The 18,198-nt window shown below is 40.8% G+C and carries 19 protein-coding genes; 16 read left to right on the top strand and 3 right to left on the bottom strand.

Annotated elements, in window-relative coordinates:
- Positions 1-21: 21 nt before the first annotated feature.
- Together gcvPA and gcvPB are read left to right on the top strand one after the other, a co-directional pair.
- The gene (gene gcvPA / locus HU823_RS04550; protein WP_197221274.1) at positions 22-1,386 is read left to right on the top strand and encodes an aminomethyl-transferring glycine dehydrogenase subunit GcvPA; all 1,365 of its coding nucleotides are present in this window, start codon (positions 22-24) and stop codon (positions 1,384-1,386) included.
- The gene (gene gcvPB / locus HU823_RS04545) at positions 1,362-2,825 is read left to right on the top strand and encodes an aminomethyl-transferring glycine dehydrogenase subunit GcvPB (RefSeq protein ID WP_144699126.1); all 1,464 of its coding nucleotides are present in this window, start codon (positions 1,362-1,364) and stop codon (positions 2,823-2,825) included. The genes gcvPA and gcvPB overlap by 25 nt, the downstream gene beginning before the upstream one ends.
- A 47-nt stretch (positions 2,826-2,872) precedes the next feature.
- On the opposite strand, the gene HU823_RS04540 is transcribed toward gcvPB, so the two are convergent.
- Positions 2,873-3,250: a rhodanese-like domain-containing protein gene (locus HU823_RS04540; RefSeq protein ID WP_144699128.1), complete on the bottom strand. Its 378-nt coding sequence runs from the start codon at positions 3,248-3,250 to the stop codon at positions 2,873-2,875.
- Between the two features lie 149 nt (positions 3,251-3,399).
- Between HU823_RS04540 and HU823_RS04535 the strand changes: the two genes are divergently transcribed.
- The 5 genes from HU823_RS04535 to HU823_RS04515 all read left to right on the top strand — a co-directional run bounded on the left by HU823_RS04535 (position 3,400) and on the right by HU823_RS04515 (position 10,072).
- A complete protein-coding gene (locus HU823_RS04535; protein ID WP_197221273.1) occupies positions 3,400-4,236 on the top strand; it encodes a lipoate--protein ligase family protein in 837 nt (278 codons plus the stop codon).
- 362 nt (positions 4,237-4,598) lie between these two features.
- Positions 4,599-7,160, top strand: a complete 2,562-nt coding sequence (locus HU823_RS04530) for a vitamin B12-dependent ribonucleotide reductase (RefSeq protein ID WP_197221272.1) — start codon at positions 4,599-4,601, stop codon at positions 7,158-7,160.
- Between the two features lie 103 nt (positions 7,161-7,263).
- On the top strand, positions 7,264-8,301 hold the full coding sequence (splB, locus tag HU823_RS04525) for a spore photoproduct lyase (protein WP_197221271.1): 1,038 nt from the start codon (positions 7,264-7,266) through the stop codon (positions 8,299-8,301).
- Positions 8,302-8,412: 111 nt separating this feature from the next.
- Positions 8,413-8,829: a transcriptional regulator MntR gene (gene mntR, locus HU823_RS04520; RefSeq protein WP_144703387.1), complete on the top strand. Its 417-nt coding sequence runs from the start codon at positions 8,413-8,415 to the stop codon at positions 8,827-8,829.
- Positions 8,830-9,142: 313 nt separating this feature from the next.
- Positions 9,143-10,072, top strand: coding sequence for a patatin-like phospholipase family protein (locus HU823_RS04515; protein ID WP_144699136.1), 930 nt, complete (start codon positions 9,143-9,145; stop codon positions 10,070-10,072).
- A 3-nt stretch (positions 10,073-10,075) separates the two neighbouring features.
- On the opposite strand, the gene HU823_RS04510 is transcribed toward HU823_RS04515, so the two are convergent.
- Together HU823_RS04510 and HU823_RS04505 are read right to left on the bottom strand one after the other, a co-directional pair.
- Positions 10,076-10,450, bottom strand: a complete 375-nt coding sequence (locus tag HU823_RS04510; RefSeq protein ID WP_144699139.1) for an SA1362 family protein — start codon at positions 10,448-10,450, stop codon at positions 10,076-10,078.
- Between the two features lie 19 nt (positions 10,451-10,469).
- A complete protein-coding gene (locus HU823_RS04505; RefSeq protein WP_144699141.1) occupies positions 10,470-11,414 on the bottom strand; it encodes a DUF1385 domain-containing protein in 945 nt (314 codons plus the stop codon).
- A 188-nt stretch (positions 11,415-11,602) separates the two neighbouring features.
- Between HU823_RS04505 and HU823_RS04500 the strand changes: the two genes are divergently transcribed.
- The 9 genes from HU823_RS04500 (at position 11,603) to spoIIIAE (ending at position 18,192) form a co-directional block, all read left to right on the top strand.
- Positions 11,603-12,118 carry a YqhR family membrane protein gene (locus tag HU823_RS04500; RefSeq protein ID WP_144699143.1) on the top strand — a complete coding sequence of 172 codons (516 nt, stop codon included), beginning with the start codon at positions 11,603-11,605 and terminating at the stop codon, positions 12,116-12,118.
- 77 nt (positions 12,119-12,195) lie between these two features.
- Positions 12,196-12,648, top strand: coding sequence for a type II 3-dehydroquinate dehydratase (gene aroQ / locus HU823_RS04495; protein ID WP_197221270.1), 453 nt, complete (start codon positions 12,196-12,198; stop codon positions 12,646-12,648).
- Entirely contained in the window at positions 12,645-13,718 is a 1,074-nt protein-coding gene (locus HU823_RS04490; protein WP_144699147.1) for a M24 family metallopeptidase, read from the top strand. The genes aroQ and HU823_RS04490 overlap by 4 nt, the downstream gene beginning before the upstream one ends.
- A 22-nt stretch (positions 13,719-13,740) precedes the next feature.
- Complete coding sequence (efp, locus tag HU823_RS04485) at positions 13,741-14,298, top strand: elongation factor P (protein ID WP_066396040.1); 558 nt, start codon at positions 13,741-13,743, stop codon at positions 14,296-14,298.
- A 627-nt stretch (positions 14,299-14,925) separates the two neighbouring features.
- Positions 14,926-15,852 (top strand): stage III sporulation protein AA, encoded by a 927-nt coding sequence (gene spoIIIAA, locus HU823_RS04480; protein ID WP_197221269.1) that lies wholly within the window; start codon positions 14,926-14,928, stop codon positions 15,850-15,852.
- The gene (gene spoIIIAB / locus HU823_RS04475; RefSeq protein ID WP_144703390.1) at positions 15,852-16,364 is read left to right on the top strand and encodes a stage III sporulation protein SpoIIIAB; all 513 of its coding nucleotides are present in this window, start codon (positions 15,852-15,854) and stop codon (positions 16,362-16,364) included. The genes spoIIIAA and spoIIIAB overlap by 1 nt, the downstream gene beginning before the upstream one ends.
- 16 nt (positions 16,365-16,380) lie before the next feature.
- Positions 16,381-16,587 carry a stage III sporulation protein AC gene (spoIIIAC, locus tag HU823_RS04470; RefSeq protein ID WP_066290831.1) on the top strand — a complete coding sequence of 69 codons (207 nt, stop codon included), beginning with the start codon at positions 16,381-16,383 and terminating at the stop codon, positions 16,585-16,587.
- Positions 16,588-16,600: 13 nt separating this feature from the next.
- A complete protein-coding gene (gene spoIIIAD / locus HU823_RS04465; protein ID WP_066396033.1) occupies positions 16,601-16,990 on the top strand; it encodes a stage III sporulation protein AD in 390 nt (129 codons plus the stop codon).
- Between the two features lie 17 nt (positions 16,991-17,007).
- Positions 17,008-18,192 (top strand): stage III sporulation protein AE, encoded by a 1,185-nt coding sequence (gene spoIIIAE, locus HU823_RS04460; protein WP_231607257.1) that lies wholly within the window; start codon positions 17,008-17,010, stop codon positions 18,190-18,192.
- Positions 18,193-18,198 lie beyond the last annotated feature (6 nt).

Here is an 18,198-nt window from a genome sequence, read left to right as displayed (position 1 = left end):
GACATTTAAGGGGGAGAAACCATGACGTTCCGCTATTTGCCGATGACTGATCAAGACAAAAAGGAAATGCTTGAAACGATTGGAATCGAAACGACAGAAGATCTTTTTCAGGATATTCCGGAAGAAGTTCGGTTTAAAGGACGCTTACAAATCGAGGAAGCTTTGTCAGAACCTCAACTAGTGAAAGAGATGGGCCGCTTGGCTGCATTAAACAAAAATACAAAAGATCATGCTTCATTCTTAGGAGCAGGGGTGTATGATCATTACACACCATCGATCGTGAACCATATGCTTCTTCGTTCAGAGTTCTATACGGCTTACACGCCATACCAGCCTGAGATCTCTCAAGGAGAACTTCAAGCGATCTTTGAGTTCCAGACGATGATCTGTGAATTAACCGGCATGGATGTTGCTAACTCTTCTATGTACGATGGTGGAACTTCACTTGCGGAGGCTGGATTATTATCAGCAGCTCAGACGCGCAGAAAGAAAATCGTTGTATCCAAATCCGTACACCCAGAATCACGTGCTGTTCTGCACACTTACGCAAAAGGGCAACATCTTGAAGTGGTAGAAGTGGATACAGAAGATGGTGTTACTTCATTAAATGCATTGCGTGCTGAAGTGGATGAACAAACAGCGTGTGTGATCGTCCAATATCCGAACTTCTTCGGTCAGATCGAACCGTTAAAAGACATCGAAGAAATCGTACACAGTGCAAAAGGAATGTTCGTAGTTTCTTCAAATCCTTTAGCACTTGGTGCACTGACTCCTCCTGGTAAATTTGGTGCCGATATCGTAGTCGGTGATGCACAGCCGTTTGGGATCGCGCAAGGATTTGGCGGACCACACTGTGGATATTTTGCTGTAACAACAAAATTGATGCGTAAAGTTCCTGGCCGTTTAGTAGGTCAAACGGTTGATGAAGACGGTAAGCGAGGATTCGTTCTAACACTTCAAGCAAGAGAACAGCATATCAGACGTGATAAAGCGACGAGTAACATCTGTTCGAACCAAGCGCTTAACGCACTTGCAGCTTCAATCGCTATGACGGCACTTGGAAAACAAGGTGTGAAAGAAGTTGCGCACCAAAACATACAAAAAGCTCATTATGCGAAAAAAGTTCTTGAGGAAAAAGGATTCAAGACAGCATTCACTGGACCTTTCTTTAACGAGTTTGTTATTGAGTTAAAATGTACAGCGAAAGAAGTGAACAGAAAACTATTAGAATCTGGCATCATCGGCGGATATGATTTGGGTCTTTCGTATTCAGAACTTAATAACCATATGCTTCTAGCAGTTACGGAAATGAGAACAAAAGAAGAGATCGATCAGCTTGCAAATGTATTGGAGGGATTAGCATGCGTACAGAACATCAGTCATTAATTTTTGAATTGTCTAAACCAGGTCGAGTAGGATACAGCATCCCTGAACTTGACGTCCCAGAGATTAACGTAGAATCTATCATCCCTTCCGATTATTTGCGTACAGAAGAAGCGGATCTTCCTGAAGTGTCAGAGCTTCAAATCGTTCGTCATTACACAGCGTTATCCAATCGTAACCACGGTGTGGATTCTGGTTTCTATCCACTAGGTTCATGTACGATGAAATATAATCCTAAGATTAATGAAGATGTAGCGCGCTTCCCTGGATTTGCACACATCCACCCTCTTCAAGATGAAGAGACCGTTCAGGGTGCGATGGAGATGATGTACCGCTTGCAAACATCACTTGCTGAGATCACCGGTATGGATGAAGTGACGCTTCAACCAGCTGCGGGTGCTCATGGTGAATGGACAGGACTCATGATGATCCGTGCTTACCATGAAGCAAATGGTGACTTCAATCGTACAAAAGTAATCGTTCCTGATTCAGCACACGGAACGAATCCGGCGTCTGCAACGGTTGCAGGTTTTGAATCGATCACAGTGAAATCTGATGAGCGTGGTCTAGTTGATCTTGAAGATTTGAAGCGAGTGGTCGATCAAGATGTGGCGGCACTAATGCTTACCAATCCAAATACGCTTGGTCTTTTCGAAGAGCATATTCTAGAAATGGCAAAAATCGTCCATGAAGCTGGCGGAAAGCTTTACTACGATGGAGCTAATGCAAATGCGATATTAGGATTTGCTCGACCTGGAGACATGGGCTTTGACGTTGTTCACTTGAATCTTCATAAAACATTCACAGGACCTCACGGTGGTGGTGGACCTGGATCTGGACCAGTTGGAGTAAAGGCAGACCTGATTCCATTCTTGCCAAAACCAGTTCTTGTTAAAGAAGATGATCTTTATAAATTCGAATATGATCGCCCGCAATCGATCGGACGAGTGAAGCCTTTTTATGGTAACTTCGGCATTAACGTACGTGCGTTTACGTACATCATGACGATGGGGCCAGACGGATTAAATCAAGTATCAGAGAACGCCGTGTTAAACGCGAACTATATGATGCGCCGACTGGAGCCTCATTTCGATCTCCCGTTTACACAACACTGTAAACACGAGTTCGTATTATCAGGACGTCGTCAAAAGAAACTTGGCGTGAGAACACTTGATATCGCAAAACGTCTCTTAGACTTTGGCTATCACCCGCCAACGATCTACTTCCCGTTAAGTGTAGAAGAAGCGATCATGATCGAGCCGACAGAAACGGAATCAAAAGAAACACTCGATGAATTTATCGAGAAGATGATTCAGATTTCAAAAGAAGCAGAAGAAACACCTGAATTGGTTCAAGAAGCACCTCATACTACCGTTGTTAAACGACTGGATGAAGCAACAGCCGCAAGAAAGCCAATCTTAAAATATTCAAAACAAGTTTAAACATACAAAAAAGCAGCTCTGGAAATTTTCCTGAGCTGCTTTTAATATTAGTTTGATTTTACACGGCCAGTCCATTTGCGGAAGCCGCCATGTAGGTGATGAAGCTGGCCATATTTTTTCTTCTTTAGAAAATTCGCTGCACGAGCACTTCTGAATCCACTTTCACAATATAGATAAACAGGCTGATCGCTGCGCACTTCTTTTAATCTCTGTCTCATTTGAGAAAGAGGAATGTTACGTGCTCCTAGGATATGTCCTTTTTTAAACTCTTCAGGCTCACGAACATCGATCAGTTGTGCTTTTCGATAACCTGCTTTAAACTCTTCCTCGTTTAATGTAGTTAAAAATCTCTTTTGATAAAGCCCCATACCAATTACATACGCCAATAAAGCTACTACAATACCTGCTAAAACTATCCATCCCATAACGCTTGCACTCCTTTAAACAATCTACCACAATTATAGCGGTGCGCGGCTCTATAGGCAAAAGAAAAATCTGACTTTAAGCGATTGTTTTGACACAATCGCCGAATTTGGTACACTAGTTACGAATGAATGGCAGGGAGACGAAAAACGTGGAAAAAGAAAACTGGTATTATATCGATTCTGGAAATTGCGAACCTGCAATTAATATGGCAATGGACGAAGCACTTCTAACTTGGCACAGTGAAGGAAAGATTCCACCTGTTATCCGCTTTTACGGATGGAATCCAGCTACTCTATCTATTGGATACTTTCAAAAAGTAGAAAAAGAGATTAACCTTGATGCTGTAAAAAAATATGGACTGGGCTTTGTGAGGCGTCCAACAGGTGGTCGCGGAGTTCTTCATGATCAAGAACTCACATATAGCGTCATCGTATCTGAATCACACAAAGATATGCCACAAAGTGTAACCGAAGCTTATCGGGTGATCTCAGAAGGAATCAAAGAAGGGTTTCAAGGTTTAGGCTTGGATGCTTACTTCGCTGTTCCGAAAACAGAAGAAGAGCGTGAAGGGTTGAAGAATCCCCGGTCAGCAGTTTGCTTTGACGCTCCTTCGTGGTATGAATTAGTCGTAGAAGGAAGAAAAGTAGCGGGAAGTGCTCAAACGAGGCAAAAAGGTGTGATCCTGCAACACGGATCGATTCTTTTGGACCTAGATGAAGACAAACTGTTCGATCTGTTTAAGTATTCTAGCGACAGATTACGAGAAAGAATGCAAACCGCATTTAAGAAAAAAGCAGTAGCAGTCAATGCACTGCTGGATGTTCCTGTTACAATTGAAGACGCGAAGATTGCCTTTAAAAAAGGCTTCGAGGACGGTTTGAACGTAAATCTTGTACCATATAAACTTACAGAAGATCAGTGGGCAGAGGTTGAACACATAGCCGAGACTCGTTATCGAAACGACGATTGGACGTTCAGACGATAATAGTAAAAAATCGAAATCTCAAAAAGAGATCTCGATTTTTTATTTTTGCTCTGTAAAGATCTGAAAAAAAGATGTCAAGATATTAATTTTTTTTGGAAAATAGCAGGAATTTTTGAAAACCAAGAGTTTGTACGGCTTTTCAAAACTACCAAATTATACAAATCTAGAATAAAGCCAATTCATTAATAAAATCATCATAAATTTACAAGAATCAAGGAATTGCTGTAAAATCCTCATGATTTTAAGTTTGACAATTTTTTTTCTTTGACATGAGGTTTACGTATATATAGTATAAGGGTAGAACTTATACATACAAGATATAGATATGCATCCGTATGTGATTTATATAGAGGAGGAGAAATATGGACACAGTCGCAACTGTTAAAAAGGGTATTAACATTGACGCTCTCAACAGTGATATAGCTCAATTTCCACAAGTACACCCCGTAACTTCTACGATGAAAACAACACATAAAGGTGTTTCTCGGCTGGTGATGCTGGACCGATACAGCTTTAAAGACACAGAGAAGAAAACGTTAAAACCAGGTGATTTTGTAGTATTAACGGTAAAAGAGGATCCGAAATTTCCGGCAAGAGGGCTAGGCTATATTCAATCTGTCAATTGGGACGATAAAAACGCAGTCGTATTGGTTGAAGATGAGTTTAAAGCTGTACTAGAGAAGCCGGAAGAAGCTGAATCTGGTTTGATCACACGTTCACTTGATGTGATGGACAAGCCGTTAGAAGTTTACTACGAGCAGATCGCGCTTAGAAATGCAACAGGGTTAGCATCTGTGGAGACAACGGAAGAAAAGCGCCAAGAATCATTCCAAAAGTTCTACAAAGAACTTTCAGAGATGAACTTTGTACCCGCTGGCCGCGTGCTTTATGGAGCAGGGGCAGAAACGGATGTTACGTATTTTAATTGTTATGTGATGCCATATGTAAAAGATTCGCGTGAAGGCATCTCTGATCACCGTAAGCAAGTTATGGAGATCATGAGCCGCGGCGGCGGAGTTGGAACGAACGGGTCTACACTTCGACCAAAGAACGCCTTAGCAAGAGGCGTAAACGGAAAATCATCTGGATCTGTATCCTGGTTGGATGATATCGCGAAGTTGACGCATCTGGTTGAGCAGGGCGGAAGTCGCAGGGGAGCTCAGATGATCATGCTTGCTGACTGGCACCCTGACATTATTGACTTCATTATTTCTAAGATGCAGAATCCCCGCATTTTACGTTACTTAATTGAAAATACAAATGACGAGAAAATTAAACAAGTCGCTCAAGATAAATTAAAATTCACACCACTGACACCAGCTCAAAAAGCGATGTACGAAGGAATTCTTCGCTATAAGGATATTCCAGGTACAGGTGGATTTGATTCAGATGTTCTACGCGATGCTGAGACAATGCTTCGTGATGGAGGAACGTACAGCGTTCATAATTCTGAGTTCTTAACAGGTGCGAACATATCTGTTACGATCACGAAGGAATTTATGGAAGCTGTAGAAAATGACTCTGAGTATCTATTACGTTTTCCAAGTGTCGAGGCTTACACGCCTGAAGAGATGGAAGCATACAACAACGAGTGGCATGAAGTCGGAGATGTTCGAGTTTGGGAAGAGAAAGGCTATGGTATTCGTGTCTACAAACGAATCCAAGCTCGTGAACTGTGGAATCTGATCAACATTTGCGCAACATACTCAGCTGAGCCAGGAATTTTCTTTATCGATAATGCAAATGACATGACGAACGCTACAGCATATGGACAAAAGGTCGTAGCAACGAATCCGTGTGGAGAACAACCACTTGCGCCATACAGTGTCTGCAACCTCGCTGCAGTTAACCTTGGAAACATGGCTGACAAAGACAACAAAACGGTCGACTTTGAAAAGTTAAAGCAAACCGTTGAAGTTGGCGTTCGTATGCAAGACAACGTAATTGATGCAACACCTTACTTCTTAGAACCAAACCGCGTTCAAGCGTTGGGTGAACGTCGTGTAGGACTTGGTGTAATGGGACTTCATGACCTTTTAATCTATTGTGAGACCGTATACGGGTCTGAAGAAGGAAACAAGCTTGTTGATCAAATTTTTGAAACGATTGCCGTTACGGCTTACCGCACTTCAATCGAACTTGCTAAAGAGAAGGGAAGCTTCCCGTTCTTAGAAGGCGATTCAGGTGAGACAACTAACGAGTTGCGTAGACGATTTACTGAAACTGGTTATATGAAAAAGCTTCCTGAAGATGTACGCAAAGACATTCTAGAATTTGGGATTCGTAACTCTCACTTGTTAACTGTTGCTCCAACTGGATCCACAGGAACCATGGTAGGCGTCTCAACAGGATTAGAGCCTTACTTCTCATTCTCATACTTCCGCAGTGGCCGTCTTGGGAAGTTTATTGAAGTGAAAGCTGATATTGTTAAAGAATACTTAGACAGCAATCCAGAAGCGAACGAAAATGAGCTTCCTGAATGGTTTGTTGCTGCAATGGAGCTTGCACCAGAAGCCCATGCAGATACGCAATGTGTCATCCAGCGTTGGGTAGACAGCTCGATCTCAAAAACGGTAAACGCTCCTAAAGGTTATACGGTTGATCAAGTTCAAAAAGTCTACGAACGTCTTTATAAGGGTGGAGCAAAAGGTGGAACAGTGTACGTTGATGGAAGCCGTGACTCACAAGTTCTTACACTTAAAGCAGAAGAGACTTTTGAACAAACTGAGATCGATCTAGGTATGGAAGAAGAAAAAAGCAAAGTTGTTATTTTAGATACGATTACTGATCTTCGTTCTACAGATGTAACCATCGGTAACGAAGTTGGAAACACTTGCCCGGTATGTCGAAAAGGGAAAGTGAAAGAAATCGGTGGCTGTAACACGTGTACAAATTGTAACGCTCAATTAAAATGCGGATTATAAGAAAGCAAGGGAAGGAACTGGAAAAGTTCCTTCCCTTTTCTTTTGTGGATATTAGCACATACTAACTCCATCATTTGTAATAAAAATTGTGGGGTGTATGACTATGGCTGGTGCCAATAAACCGTTTATGCCGCAGTTGATCTATTTTGAACCGCGTGCATTAGAGTATCCATTGGGAAAAGAACTGTTCGACTGTTTTAGCAAGTTAGAAGTTGAGATCAGAGAGACAACATCACATAACCAAATTCGTGATCTGCCAGGCGATAATGATTTTCAAAAGTATAGAACGGCAAAATCAACGCTCGTTGTCGGTATCAGAAAAACGTTGAAATTCGATACATCAAAACCATCTGCAGAATACGCGATTCCTCTCGCAACTGGATGTATGGGACATTGTCATTATTGTTATCTGCAGACGACCCTCGGCAGCAAGCCGTATCTACGAACTTATGTGAATACAGATGAAATCTTTGCTCAGGCTGAAAAGTATATGCAAGAACGAGCTCCTGAGATCACGCGATTCGAAGCTTCATGTACATCTGATATTGTAGGCATCGATCATCTTACTCATAATTTAAAAAGAGCGATTGAATTTTTTGGGGCCACAGATCTAGGAAGGCTTCGATTTACGACGAAATATCATCATGTAGATCATCTACTTGATGCAAAACACCAAGGTAAAACGCGTTTTCGTTTTAGTGTAAATTCAAACTATGTGATAAAGAACTTCGAACTTGGAACAAGTCCGCTTGAAGAGCGCATTAATGCCGCCATTAAAGTGGCTGAAGCAGGATATCCATTAGGTTTTATCGTGGCCCCTCTTTATCTTCATAAAGATTGGGAAGAAGGCTATAAAGAGCTTTTTGATATCTTAGAAGCGAAAATTCCAAAGCATTTAACGAACGATCTTACGTTTGAACTGATTCAGCACCGTTTTACGAAACCTGCAAAACGAGTTATTGAAAAAAACTACCCAAAATCAAAGCTTGAGATGAATGAAGAAGAGCGGAAATATAAGTGGGGAAGATATGGAATCGGAAAATATGTTTATCAAGATGATCAGGCGACAAGACTGCGTGAAACGGTAGAAAATTATATTCATACGATGTTTCCACAAGCGAAGATCGAATATTTTACTTGATAAAATGCAAAGATACCTTCCCTTGTCACGCTTACCATTCTATAGTATCCTTTTTATAGAGACCAAGCTGGTTTAGTATAGGGAGTGAACAATTTGCCGCCAACCCCAAGTATGGAAGACTATATAGAACGCATCTATGCCCTAATCGAAGAGAAAGGCTATGCCAGGGTATCAGATCTTGCAGAGAACCTAGAAGTGCATCCCTCTTCAGTAACCAAGATGATTCAAAAGCTCGACAAAGGCAAGTATGTCGTTTATGAAAAATACAGAGGCTTCGTTCTTACACCGAATGGAAAGAAACTTGGAAAACGTCTAGTGTACAGACACGAGTTACTTGAAGAATTCTTAAAAGTGATCGGGGTCGACCAAGAGAACATCTACCAAGATGTTGAGGGTATCGAACATCATTTAAGTTGGAACGCTATTGATCGAATTGGAGATCTTGTCCAGTTTTTTGAAGAAGATGAAAATAGGATAAAGTTATTAAGAGAAGTTCAAGCAAAAAATGAAGAACAAGAACAATCATAAATTTTTTATGGTTGTTTTTATTTTGGATTTTTTGTGTGGTGCGGTGTATGGAAACACAAGTGGACAGTATTTTGTAAGAAGTGGACAGTAAAACCTGAAAAGTGGACAGTATTATTCTGAAAGTGGACAGTAAAAGGAGGAAACCGGACAGTATTCTTGTAAAAGTCGACAGTATACATAATCTTTTAAACTACACGGACGTTCAATGCATGAACAAACCAACTTTTTGAAGTTATGACAAAAGACTTTATTTTGAAGAATCGGTTATAAAGGACATCTTCTGCTGATTAGGATAATAGTGGAGGAGATGTTTATGCGAATTGATGGTGTTTTTTCAGGTGGAGGCATCAAGGCGCTTTCGTTGATTGGTGCTGTTGAAGCAGCTGAGAATCGGGGACTCAGTTTTGAGAGGGTAGCGGGGACAAGTGCGGGGGCACTGATGGCTGCTTTGATCAAGGCAGGCTATACGGCGGGTGAAATGAAGGATATTATTGATAAATTAGACTTTAGAAAATTTCTTGATACAAGTAAAACGATAGTACCTGTACCTTTTATGAACTGGTTGAAGCTTTATTGGAAACTTGGTCTGTTTAAGGGGGATTATCTGGAGAACTGGGTAGCTTCTCTTCTAGCGGCGCGTGGAATTGTTACATTTGCGGATATTCCATATGGCAGTCTTAAGATTATTGCGTCTGATATTTCTCGAGGCAGGTTGATCGTTTTGCCAGATGATCTTGAGGAATACGGTTTATTGCCAGAGCGTTTTCCAGTGGCACGAGCGGTTAGGATGAGTTGCAGTCTTCCTTATTTCTTTTATCCGATCAAACTTTTCAATCGGGTTGGACAAAAAAGTTTTATTGTTGATGGAGGCGTTTTGAGTAATTTTCCGATGTGGCTTTTCCAAAGAAAAGATAGGGTGCCCGTTCGGCCGGTGTTAGGTTTTCAATTAAGTTCATATATCAATGACCACATTCCAACACACAATGTGAAGAATGCGGTTCAGCTTTTTAAAGCATTGTTTGAAACGATGATGCAAGCGCATGATAATCGATACATTGATTCCCACGATGCAAGGGATATTATTTTTATGCCTGTAAAGCATGTATCCGTTATCGATTTTCAACTGTCTTCAGAAGCGAAGAATGAACTTTATACCTTTGGCCATGATCGTGCTGAGCAATTTTTACAGGGCTGGATCGCAAGTAAGAGATATCCAAATCCAGCATATAAAAATCGAGCCTAGTCCTTAAAAGGAGGCTCGATTTTTTTTCTTGTTCTTTTTCCCTTCGATCACGGTTAAGTGATGTTCACGTGTTTTCTTTCTCTGAGCGGAACTCTTTGCAGTCTTTTTGCTCGAAAACAATGGAGAAGCAGCTTTTGCCGGCTTTTGGTTCGTACCATAGCGTTTTTGAGATTGCTTGACTGCTTTTCTATACTTGCCGTTTACACCCGATGAGGTTCTGCGAAAGATAAAGTAAAACACGGCGACCACTGCTGCCCCGATCAGAATGGTCGTAAATAAGTCGCGAGGTGAAGTGACTAGTTGATAAAGAATACCGACAATAGCCAGTGAAATAACAAACCAAATGATAGGATGCAATCTTCTTTGATTCTGTTGCAACAGGTTCACCTCCTTATGATTAAACGATTTTACTTGCGTTAAGTTCACTTTCATAGGATGCGTCACGACGTAACATTTCATTAAAAGAAATAATAGAAACTTCTATTTGTTTTTCATCGGGTTCTTTCGTTGTTAAAAGTTGAAGCCATAACCCAGGATATCCAAGGTAACGAAGAACAGGAACATCTCTTAGTTTATTAGTTAACTGTAATACTTCAAAAGATACCCCTAAAACCACAGGAATAAGCGCAAGTCTGCATAAAATTCTTAGCCATAACGGATCTGATGGAAAGAAATAATAGATAAACATGCCGACGATTACGGTAAATAGAATAAAACTGCTGCCGCAACGATAATGAAGTCTTGAATGCTTCTTTACGTTTTCAACGGTGAGCTCATCTCCTGCTTCATACGTGTTGATTACTTTATGTTCAGCTCCGTGATACATGAATACTCTCTTGATCGCAGGTGTTAAAGAAACAAAATAGATATAGCTTAATAAAAAGATAAACTTGAACAAACCTTCTAATAAATTCTGCCCTAAGTGCCCGGGCACGATAAAACGAAAAGCTTCTGCTAAAAAAACGGGTACGAGCGTAAAAACAAATTTTCCAAAAAGGAAAGATAAGACACCGATAATGGCTAAAGAAAAGAAAAAGGCAAATTTAGATGGTTTTTCTTCTTCCTCTTTTTCTTCTTCACCGGGGTTAACACCAAATCGTTCAGCTGAAAAATTTAAATGCTGAGTACCGTTCATACTCGCTTCGATTATGGCAATAAATCCTCTTAAGAAAGGAATCTTCTTTAATTTTGATAAAACAGGAGAAGGTTTCTTCTTAAGTTCGAAATACTCAATCGTATCGTCATTTCTGCGTATTGCCGTTACATATGTGTGCTTTCCGGCAAACATAACCCCTTCTAATACGGCCTGGCCGCCGTAAGCGGGCTTTTTCTCTTTTGTCATGTTGAACCCCCAGCCTAAAGTTTTGTAGGTACTTTCTATTCTACAGGAAAGCGGGATATTCCTCCACAAAGGATGATTGTATTTTTCCCATTTTATACATGTTTTACACGGAATATGATTGGTTAAGAGTGTGAGAAGTTTGGGCAATGGTTTTGTGGACATACTAGTGGTGTTGGAGGTGGTCGTCAATGAGCGATTCAAAACTAGAACAAAATAAACAGGAATCTCAATCTTCATTTATGAGCAGAGTAGTTGGTGTTGGCTTCTTTGGAGGCTTGATCTGGGCTTGTTTCGGATTTATTGCCTACTATTTAAATTTCTCAAAGGTAGGTCCCGCACTCGTTCTGGCGCCATGGGCTCTTGGGAAGTGGAAAACAGAGTGGATTGGTCAACTGATCAGTATTTTGATCATTGCTCTACTTTCAATCTTAGTCGCCATTGCCTATCGCTATGCGTTTGCCAAGATCAAATCCATGTGGGCTGGTATCCTTTTTGGTGTAGCACTATGGGGAATCGTCTTTTTCTTGCTTCATCCGATCTTTCCAGGATTGGAGCCTATGAATACAATAGGTAAAAATACGATTACAACGACGCTGTGCATCTATATTTTATATGGTGTTTTCGTAGGTTACTCGATCTCATTTGAATACAGTGAACGTCATGGCCAGTCCCAAGGAAACAAGGAATCAACACAGAGTTCGTAACTATTCAAAAGAACAGACGCTATGATAGAATGTTTTATGAACATTCTATTTTTTTATGCAAAGGCTAGGTGTTTCAGGTGAAAAACAGAAAATGTCTTGTTATAAACGGACCGAATTTAAACCGATTAGGTAAACGTGAGCCTGGCATATATGGTGCGCAAACTCTGGAAGATCTTCAAGCAGAACTTGTTTCATTTTCAAGAGGGCTACTCATGGATCTTTCGTTTGAGCAGAGCAATAATGAAGGAGATATCATTGATTTCATTCATGGAGCTGAAGGTGAGTTTTGTGGTATCGTTCTAAACGCAGGTGCCTATACTCATTATAGTTATGCGATTAGAGACGCGATTGCCAGTGTGGATGTCCCCGTGATCGAAGTCCACTTATCAAACGTGCATGCTAGAGAAGAATTCCGACGCGAATCTGTTATTGCTCCAGTTACGATCGGACAGATTTCAGGATTTGGTTTTGATAGTTATAGATTAGCTCTTCAAGTTTTTCATAATCAACAGAAGGGGGATACGTTATGAATCGTGTAGAACGGGCAAGACATTTATTCGATACGTTTGATATTGATGCACTTTTAGTTACATCTTCTTCAAACCGTTTTTATTTAAGTGGTTTTAAAGGAAGCTCAGGAGTACTTTTGATCACGAAAGAAGAAGCGATTTTAGTAACTGATTTCCGTTATAAGACGCAAGCTCTAGAACAAGCAGAAGGTTATCGTGTTGTGATGCACACGGATCCGATTCCGCAAGAGGTTGCAAAGTTAACGAAGGAGCTTTCAATTTCTAAGATTGGTTTCGAGCAAGACCATGTTACATACTCTACATACCGTACATATGAGACACAATTAAATAACAATACGACTGAACTTGTTCCAGTATCCGGTCTTGTAGAAAAGTTGCGCTTGATTAAGGATGAATCAGAGATTAAGATAGTAAAGGATGCAGCATCTATTGCCGATGCCGCTTTTTCACATATTATCGAGTATATTCGCCCAGGACTTACTGAGCGGGAAGTATCGAACGAACTAGAATTCTTCATGAGAAAAAATGGAGCCATCTCTTCATCGTTTGATATTATTGTGGCCTCTGGCTACCGATCAGCCCTTCCACATGGTGTTGCCTCAGATAAGAAGATTGAAACGGGTGAATTAGTAACCTTGGATTTTGGAGCATACTACAAAGGTTATTGTTCGGATATCACACGTACGGTAGCCATCGGAAATGTTTCAGATGAACTGAAAGAGATCTACCAAGTCGTATATGATGCACAGATGCTAGGAATGAAAGGCATCAAACCAGGAATGACAGGTAAGGATGCGGATGCGTTAACTCGTGATTACATCGCTTCAAAAGGATATGGTGAATACTTTGGGCATTCTACAGGACATGGAATTGGCTTAGATGTTCATGAGGGACCAGCTTTATCTATGAAGTCTGATACGATTCTTGAACCAGGAATGCTTGTGACAGTCGAACCTGGTATTTATATCTCAGGTCTAGGCGGAGTTCGAATCGAAGACGATGCACTCGTCACAAAAGATGGCAATGAATCACTTACGCACTCTACTAAAACCCTCTTAACGTTAAGTTAAGGTATTTCAGGAGGATAAAAACATGATTTCAGTAAATGATTTTAAAACAGGATTAACGATCGAGGTTGACAACGGGATCTGGCAAGTTCTCGAGTTCCAACACGTAAAGCCAGGCAAAGGTGCGGCATTTGTTCGCTCTAAACTTCGTAACCTTCGCACAGGTGGTATCCAGGAAAAAACGTTCCGCGGTGGAGAAAAAGTAGCAAAAGCTCATATTGAAAACCGTAAGATGCAATACCTTTATGCATCTGGAGATACGCACACTTTCATGGACAACGAGTCTTATGAGCAAATTGAACTTCAAGCTTCTCAAATTGAGTACGAGTTGAAGTACTTGCTTGAAAACATGACTGTTCACATCATGACATATCAAGGTGAAACGATTGGTGTTGAACTTCCAAACACAGTTGAATTAGTAGTGGCAGAGACTGAGCCTGGTATTAAAGGCGACACAGCTTCTGGTGGAACTAAGCCAGCAACGCTTGAAACAGGCTTGATCGTACAAGTTCCTTTCTTCGTAAACCAAGGTGACAAGCTGATTATCGATACAAGAAATGCGGCTTACGTTTCTCGTGCATAGGCTATAGTATTTAAACCTCATTCCATTTTTGGAGTGAGGTTTTTTTATGTAGTAGACAGTTAACAAGAATGATGGCGCAACCAATGGACAGGATAAAATGGATGCGATGTTTATTTGAGTTTAGGGTATCTGACATTCCTGGTTGTCGATTTAAGTAGACTCGCGGATATATGGACAAAACTCGCGGAATAAAGTAAGAAATTTTTTGATTGTCTTAAAAATTTTTAGGGATTCTTATTTAACTTATTTAAAATCCCCACTCCGTATTAGTGAGAATACAGTTGCTGAATCGTAATGCACATATTTGGTTTTCTTTTAAGTAAAAACAGCCAGTCATAAGCTAAACTAGCAACAAAAGATAAATTTTCATGAATAATAACCACAATCCTATTAACTTTATTGCTAATAGGTTACATCCTAATCCATTCTTTTCAAACACAAGTGTACTTGCCGCCATAGAAGTCTTACCTTCTAGCCAGGCTTCTCCGCGTAGTGTTTCACTATCATTCTATCAAAGTCTTCTCTACCTTCCCTTCTAACTTTAAACTTTTACCCACCTTTATTGGCATAAAGCTTAAATGTCAACCATACGTTTATAGTACTAGCCTCTTAAAGGAGAAATCGGTCATGGAGACGATCTTTAGACTTTTTCCAGATAACATACAACAAACCTTGAAAAATTTGCCGCCATCTGTCCTTCAATCTATAGAAGAGATCAGGGTTCGAATTGGACAACCGATAGAAATCCTTTGTTGGGGTAAACCGATCTACCCGACTGAGGGCCAGATCTCGGCTGAAGAGTCGCAAGTATTGCTCAATCGTTTAAGTCAGCACTCACTCTACGCGCTTGAAGAGGAACTAAAAAGAGGCTATATCACTATATCAGGCGGTCATCGTGTTGGACTAGCTGGAAAAGTGATCACTGAACATGGATTCGTAAAAGCCATCAAGGATATTAGTTCGTTTAACGTAAGGATAGCGAGAGAGAAAATTGGCATCGCTGAACCGCTAATTTCTTATCTTTTTCAAAAAAAATGGGTCAATACATTATTAATCGGCCCGCCGCAAACCGGGAAAACCACGATATTAAGAGATATTGCGAGGGTTGTTAGTTGTGGCGTTCAACAAAGAAACATCCCTTCTTTTAAAGTGGGAATCGTAGATGAGCGCTCTGAAATAGCGGGTAGCATAAAGGGTGTTCCTCAACATACTCTTGGACGACGTGTTGATGTTCTTGATGCATGTCCGAAAGCGGAAGGGATGATGATGCTCATTCGTTCGATGAGTCCTCAAGTGATGATAGTCGATGAAATCGGTCGAAAAGAAGATGGTGAAGCGATATTAGAAGCGATGCATGCGGGTGTTCAAATGATTTTTACCGCACATGGCAGCTCTGTTGAAGATGCAATGAAACGTCCTGTGATGAAACCATTAGGAGATCTTTCATTGTTTGAAAGGTATGTTATCTTGAGCCGCGATAAAGGACCAGGAACGATTGAAAGAATTTATGATGGAGCTTTAAAGGAGATCTACAGATCGGGTGGTAGAGCATGATGAGTTGGTTAGGTGCGATCGCCATCCTTTCAGCCACTACGATCTTTGGTTTTGAGTGGGCAAAACGAGTAAGAGAACGACCTAAGAAGTTGAGAGAACTAAAAGTGACGCTACAAGCCTTGGAGGCTGAGATCATGTATGGATCTACTCCGCTTCATGAGGCATTTTTGCATATAGGAAGACCTTTAAAAGAACCGTTGTCCACTTTTTTCCTTACCATTTCAGACCGATTAGTAGAAGGTGAACTCTCGGTGCAAGAAGCATGGGATTTACAGTTGGCTGTTCTGGCTAAAGAGACTTCTTTTAAGATGGGTGAGATTGAAGTGCTTCGCCAATTTGGGGCGACTCTTGGCAGGCATGACAAAGAGCATCAGCAAAAGCAGATTCAATTGACGCTTGCTCACCTTAATCGTGAAGAAAAGGAAGCAAGAGACATACAGGAACGTTATGAAAAAATGTGCAAAAGTCTTGGAGTCCTAATGGGACTTTTAATCGTTATTCTCTTACTGTAACAAGGAGGTACCATCGATGGGATTGGATGTAAACGCAGTGTTTCAGATCGCTGGGCTTGGGATAATCGTCGCGATGCTTCATACCGTGTTAAAAATGATCGGCAAAGAGGATTATGCCCATTGGGTCACTCTATTAGGTTTTGTTGTTGCCCTTTTTATGGTCATTACTCTTTTAGATGATTTGTTTCAGAAGGTAAAAGGCGTCTTTTTGTTTCAGAATTAAGGAGGGGGCCAGATTGGAAATTATCCAAATTGTTGGTTTTGGACTGGTTGCTGCTTTTTTGGCATTAGTCCTTAAAGAACAAAAAGCAAATTTTGCTTTTTTGGTCACACTCATGGTTGGAGCAGGAATCTTTTTATTCTTGATTGATAAGATTGGACAAATTCTCACGATGCTTCAACGACTTGCCATCAACGCAAACGTAAACATGGTCTATGTTGAAACGTTGTTAAAAATAATCGGTATCGCTTATATTGCAGAGTTTGGAGCACAGATCACACGAGATGCTGGTCAGGGAGCTATTGCCTCTAAGATCGAACTAGGTGGGAAGATACTGATTCTGGTGATGGCGATACCGATCTTAACGGTTATTATCGAGACCGTACTGACGCTTATTCCGAAATAAGAAAGCGGGTTGTAAAGATGCAGAAAGTGATGATGCGGACAAGTCTTCTTCTATTCATAATCTTTTCCTTCATCCTATTTGGTCCCATAGAATCCGCATCAGCGAGCTCGATCACTTCAAAAATGGTAGATCAACAAGTTTCCTCCATGCAGTTAGATGAGATCAAACAATATTGGGATAGCATCTCCCGAGAGTACGGCGGTTTCTTGCCAGAAAGCCAGAAAGGGACCTTCCTTGAATTTGTAAAAGGAGAAAAAGATTTTTCAATAAAAGGATACATGCTTGGTCTTTTGAAGTTTATGTTTCATGAACTTGCTGTTCACGGAAAGCTGTTAGGAACCTTAATTCTGCTCACCGTTTTCAGCATGCTCCTTCAATCCATCCAAAATGCTTTTGATCGATCTGCTATTTCAAAAGTGGCGTATGGCATTATCTATATGGTCTTGATCATATTAGCTTTGAACAGTTTTCACGTTGCCATCTCTTATGCGACAGAAGCGATCGATAATATGTTAAGTTTCATGATTGCACTTATACCCCTTCTTCTTGCCTTGATGGCAACTGTAGGAAGCATTGCTTCAGTCGCCTTTTTTCATCCGGTTATCTTGTTTTTGGTAAATACCAGCGGTCTATTAATAAAGAATTTTGTATTGCCGCTTCTTTTTTTATCTGCACTATTAAGCATCGTTTCTACGATGTCAGAGCATCACAAAGTTACTCAGTTGGCCAAGCTTTTGCGAAATGTGAGCATGGGAGCGCTCGCCTTTTTTTTCACGGTATTCCTTGGTGTCATGAGCGTGCAAGGTGCAACAGCGGCAGTGGCAGATGGGATTACGATCAAGACCGCAAAATTCATCACAGGAAATTTTATTCCGGTTGTCGGACGTATGTTTACAGATGCGACAGATACAGTTATGAGCGCTTCTATCTTACTTAAAAACTCGGTAGGCATAATAGGAGCACTCTTATTGCTACTACTGGCTATCTTTCCTGCCATCAAAGTTTTAATACTAGCTTTTATATATAGCATGGCTGCAGCCCTCCTTCAGCCTTTAGGCGGTGGGCCGATCGTTGAATCATTAGGCATCATCGGTAAGAGTGTCATGTTTATCTTTGCTGCCCTTATGACGGTCTCGATCATGTTCTTTTTAGCGATAACGATTATAATCGCAGCTGGCAACGTTACACTGATGGTCAGATAGGAGGTG

Source organism: Fictibacillus sp. 18YEL24, assembly GCF_015903855.1.
Classification (GTDB): domain Bacteria; phylum Bacillota; class Bacilli; order Bacillales; family Fictibacillaceae; genus Fictibacillus; species Fictibacillus phosphorivorans_C.
This window is presented reverse-complemented; position numbering and strand designations above follow the sequence as displayed.

What these genes read in the sequence shown, in the direction of transcription:
- gcvPA (WP_197221274.1), top strand. Translation starts at nt 22, where the DNA reads ATGACGTTCCGCTATTTGCCGATGACTGATCAAGACAAAAAGGAAATG.
- gcvPB (WP_144699126.1), top strand. Translation starts at nt 1,362, where the DNA reads ATGCGTACAGAACATCAGTCATTAATTTTTGAATTGTCTAAACCAGGT.
- HU823_RS04540 (WP_144699128.1), bottom strand. Translation starts at nt 3,250, where the DNA reads ATGGGATGGATAGTTTTAGCAGGTATTGTAGTAGCTTTATTGGCGTAT.
- HU823_RS04530 (WP_197221272.1), top strand. Translation starts at nt 4,599, where the DNA reads ATGGACACAGTCGCAACTGTTAAAAAGGGTATTAACATTGACGCTCTC.
- splB (WP_197221271.1), top strand. Translation starts at nt 7,264, where the DNA reads ATGGCTGGTGCCAATAAACCGTTTATGCCGCAGTTGATCTATTTTGAA.
- mntR (WP_144703387.1), top strand. Translation starts at nt 8,413, where the DNA reads ATGGAAGACTATATAGAACGCATCTATGCCCTAATCGAAGAGAAAGGC.
- HU823_RS04515 (WP_144699136.1), top strand. Translation starts at nt 9,143, where the DNA reads ATGCGAATTGATGGTGTTTTTTCAGGTGGAGGCATCAAGGCGCTTTCG.
- HU823_RS04505 (WP_144699141.1), bottom strand. Translation starts at nt 11,414, where the DNA reads ATGACAAAAGAGAAAAAGCCCGCTTACGGCGGCCAGGCCGTATTAGAA.
- HU823_RS04500 (WP_144699143.1), top strand. Translation starts at nt 11,603, where the DNA reads ATGAGCGATTCAAAACTAGAACAAAATAAACAGGAATCTCAATCTTCA.
- HU823_RS04490 (WP_144699147.1), top strand. Translation starts at nt 12,645, where the DNA reads ATGAATCGTGTAGAACGGGCAAGACATTTATTCGATACGTTTGATATT.
- efp (WP_066396040.1), top strand. Translation starts at nt 13,741, where the DNA reads ATGATTTCAGTAAATGATTTTAAAACAGGATTAACGATCGAGGTTGAC.
- spoIIIAA (WP_197221269.1), top strand. Translation starts at nt 14,926, where the DNA reads ATGGAGACGATCTTTAGACTTTTTCCAGATAACATACAACAAACCTTG.
- spoIIIAB (WP_144703390.1), top strand. Translation starts at nt 15,852, where the DNA reads ATGAGTTGGTTAGGTGCGATCGCCATCCTTTCAGCCACTACGATCTTT.
- spoIIIAC (WP_066290831.1), top strand. Translation starts at nt 16,381, where the DNA reads ATGGGATTGGATGTAAACGCAGTGTTTCAGATCGCTGGGCTTGGGATA.
- spoIIIAE (WP_231607257.1), top strand. Translation starts at nt 17,008, where the DNA reads ATGCAGAAAGTGATGATGCGGACAAGTCTTCTTCTATTCATAATCTTT.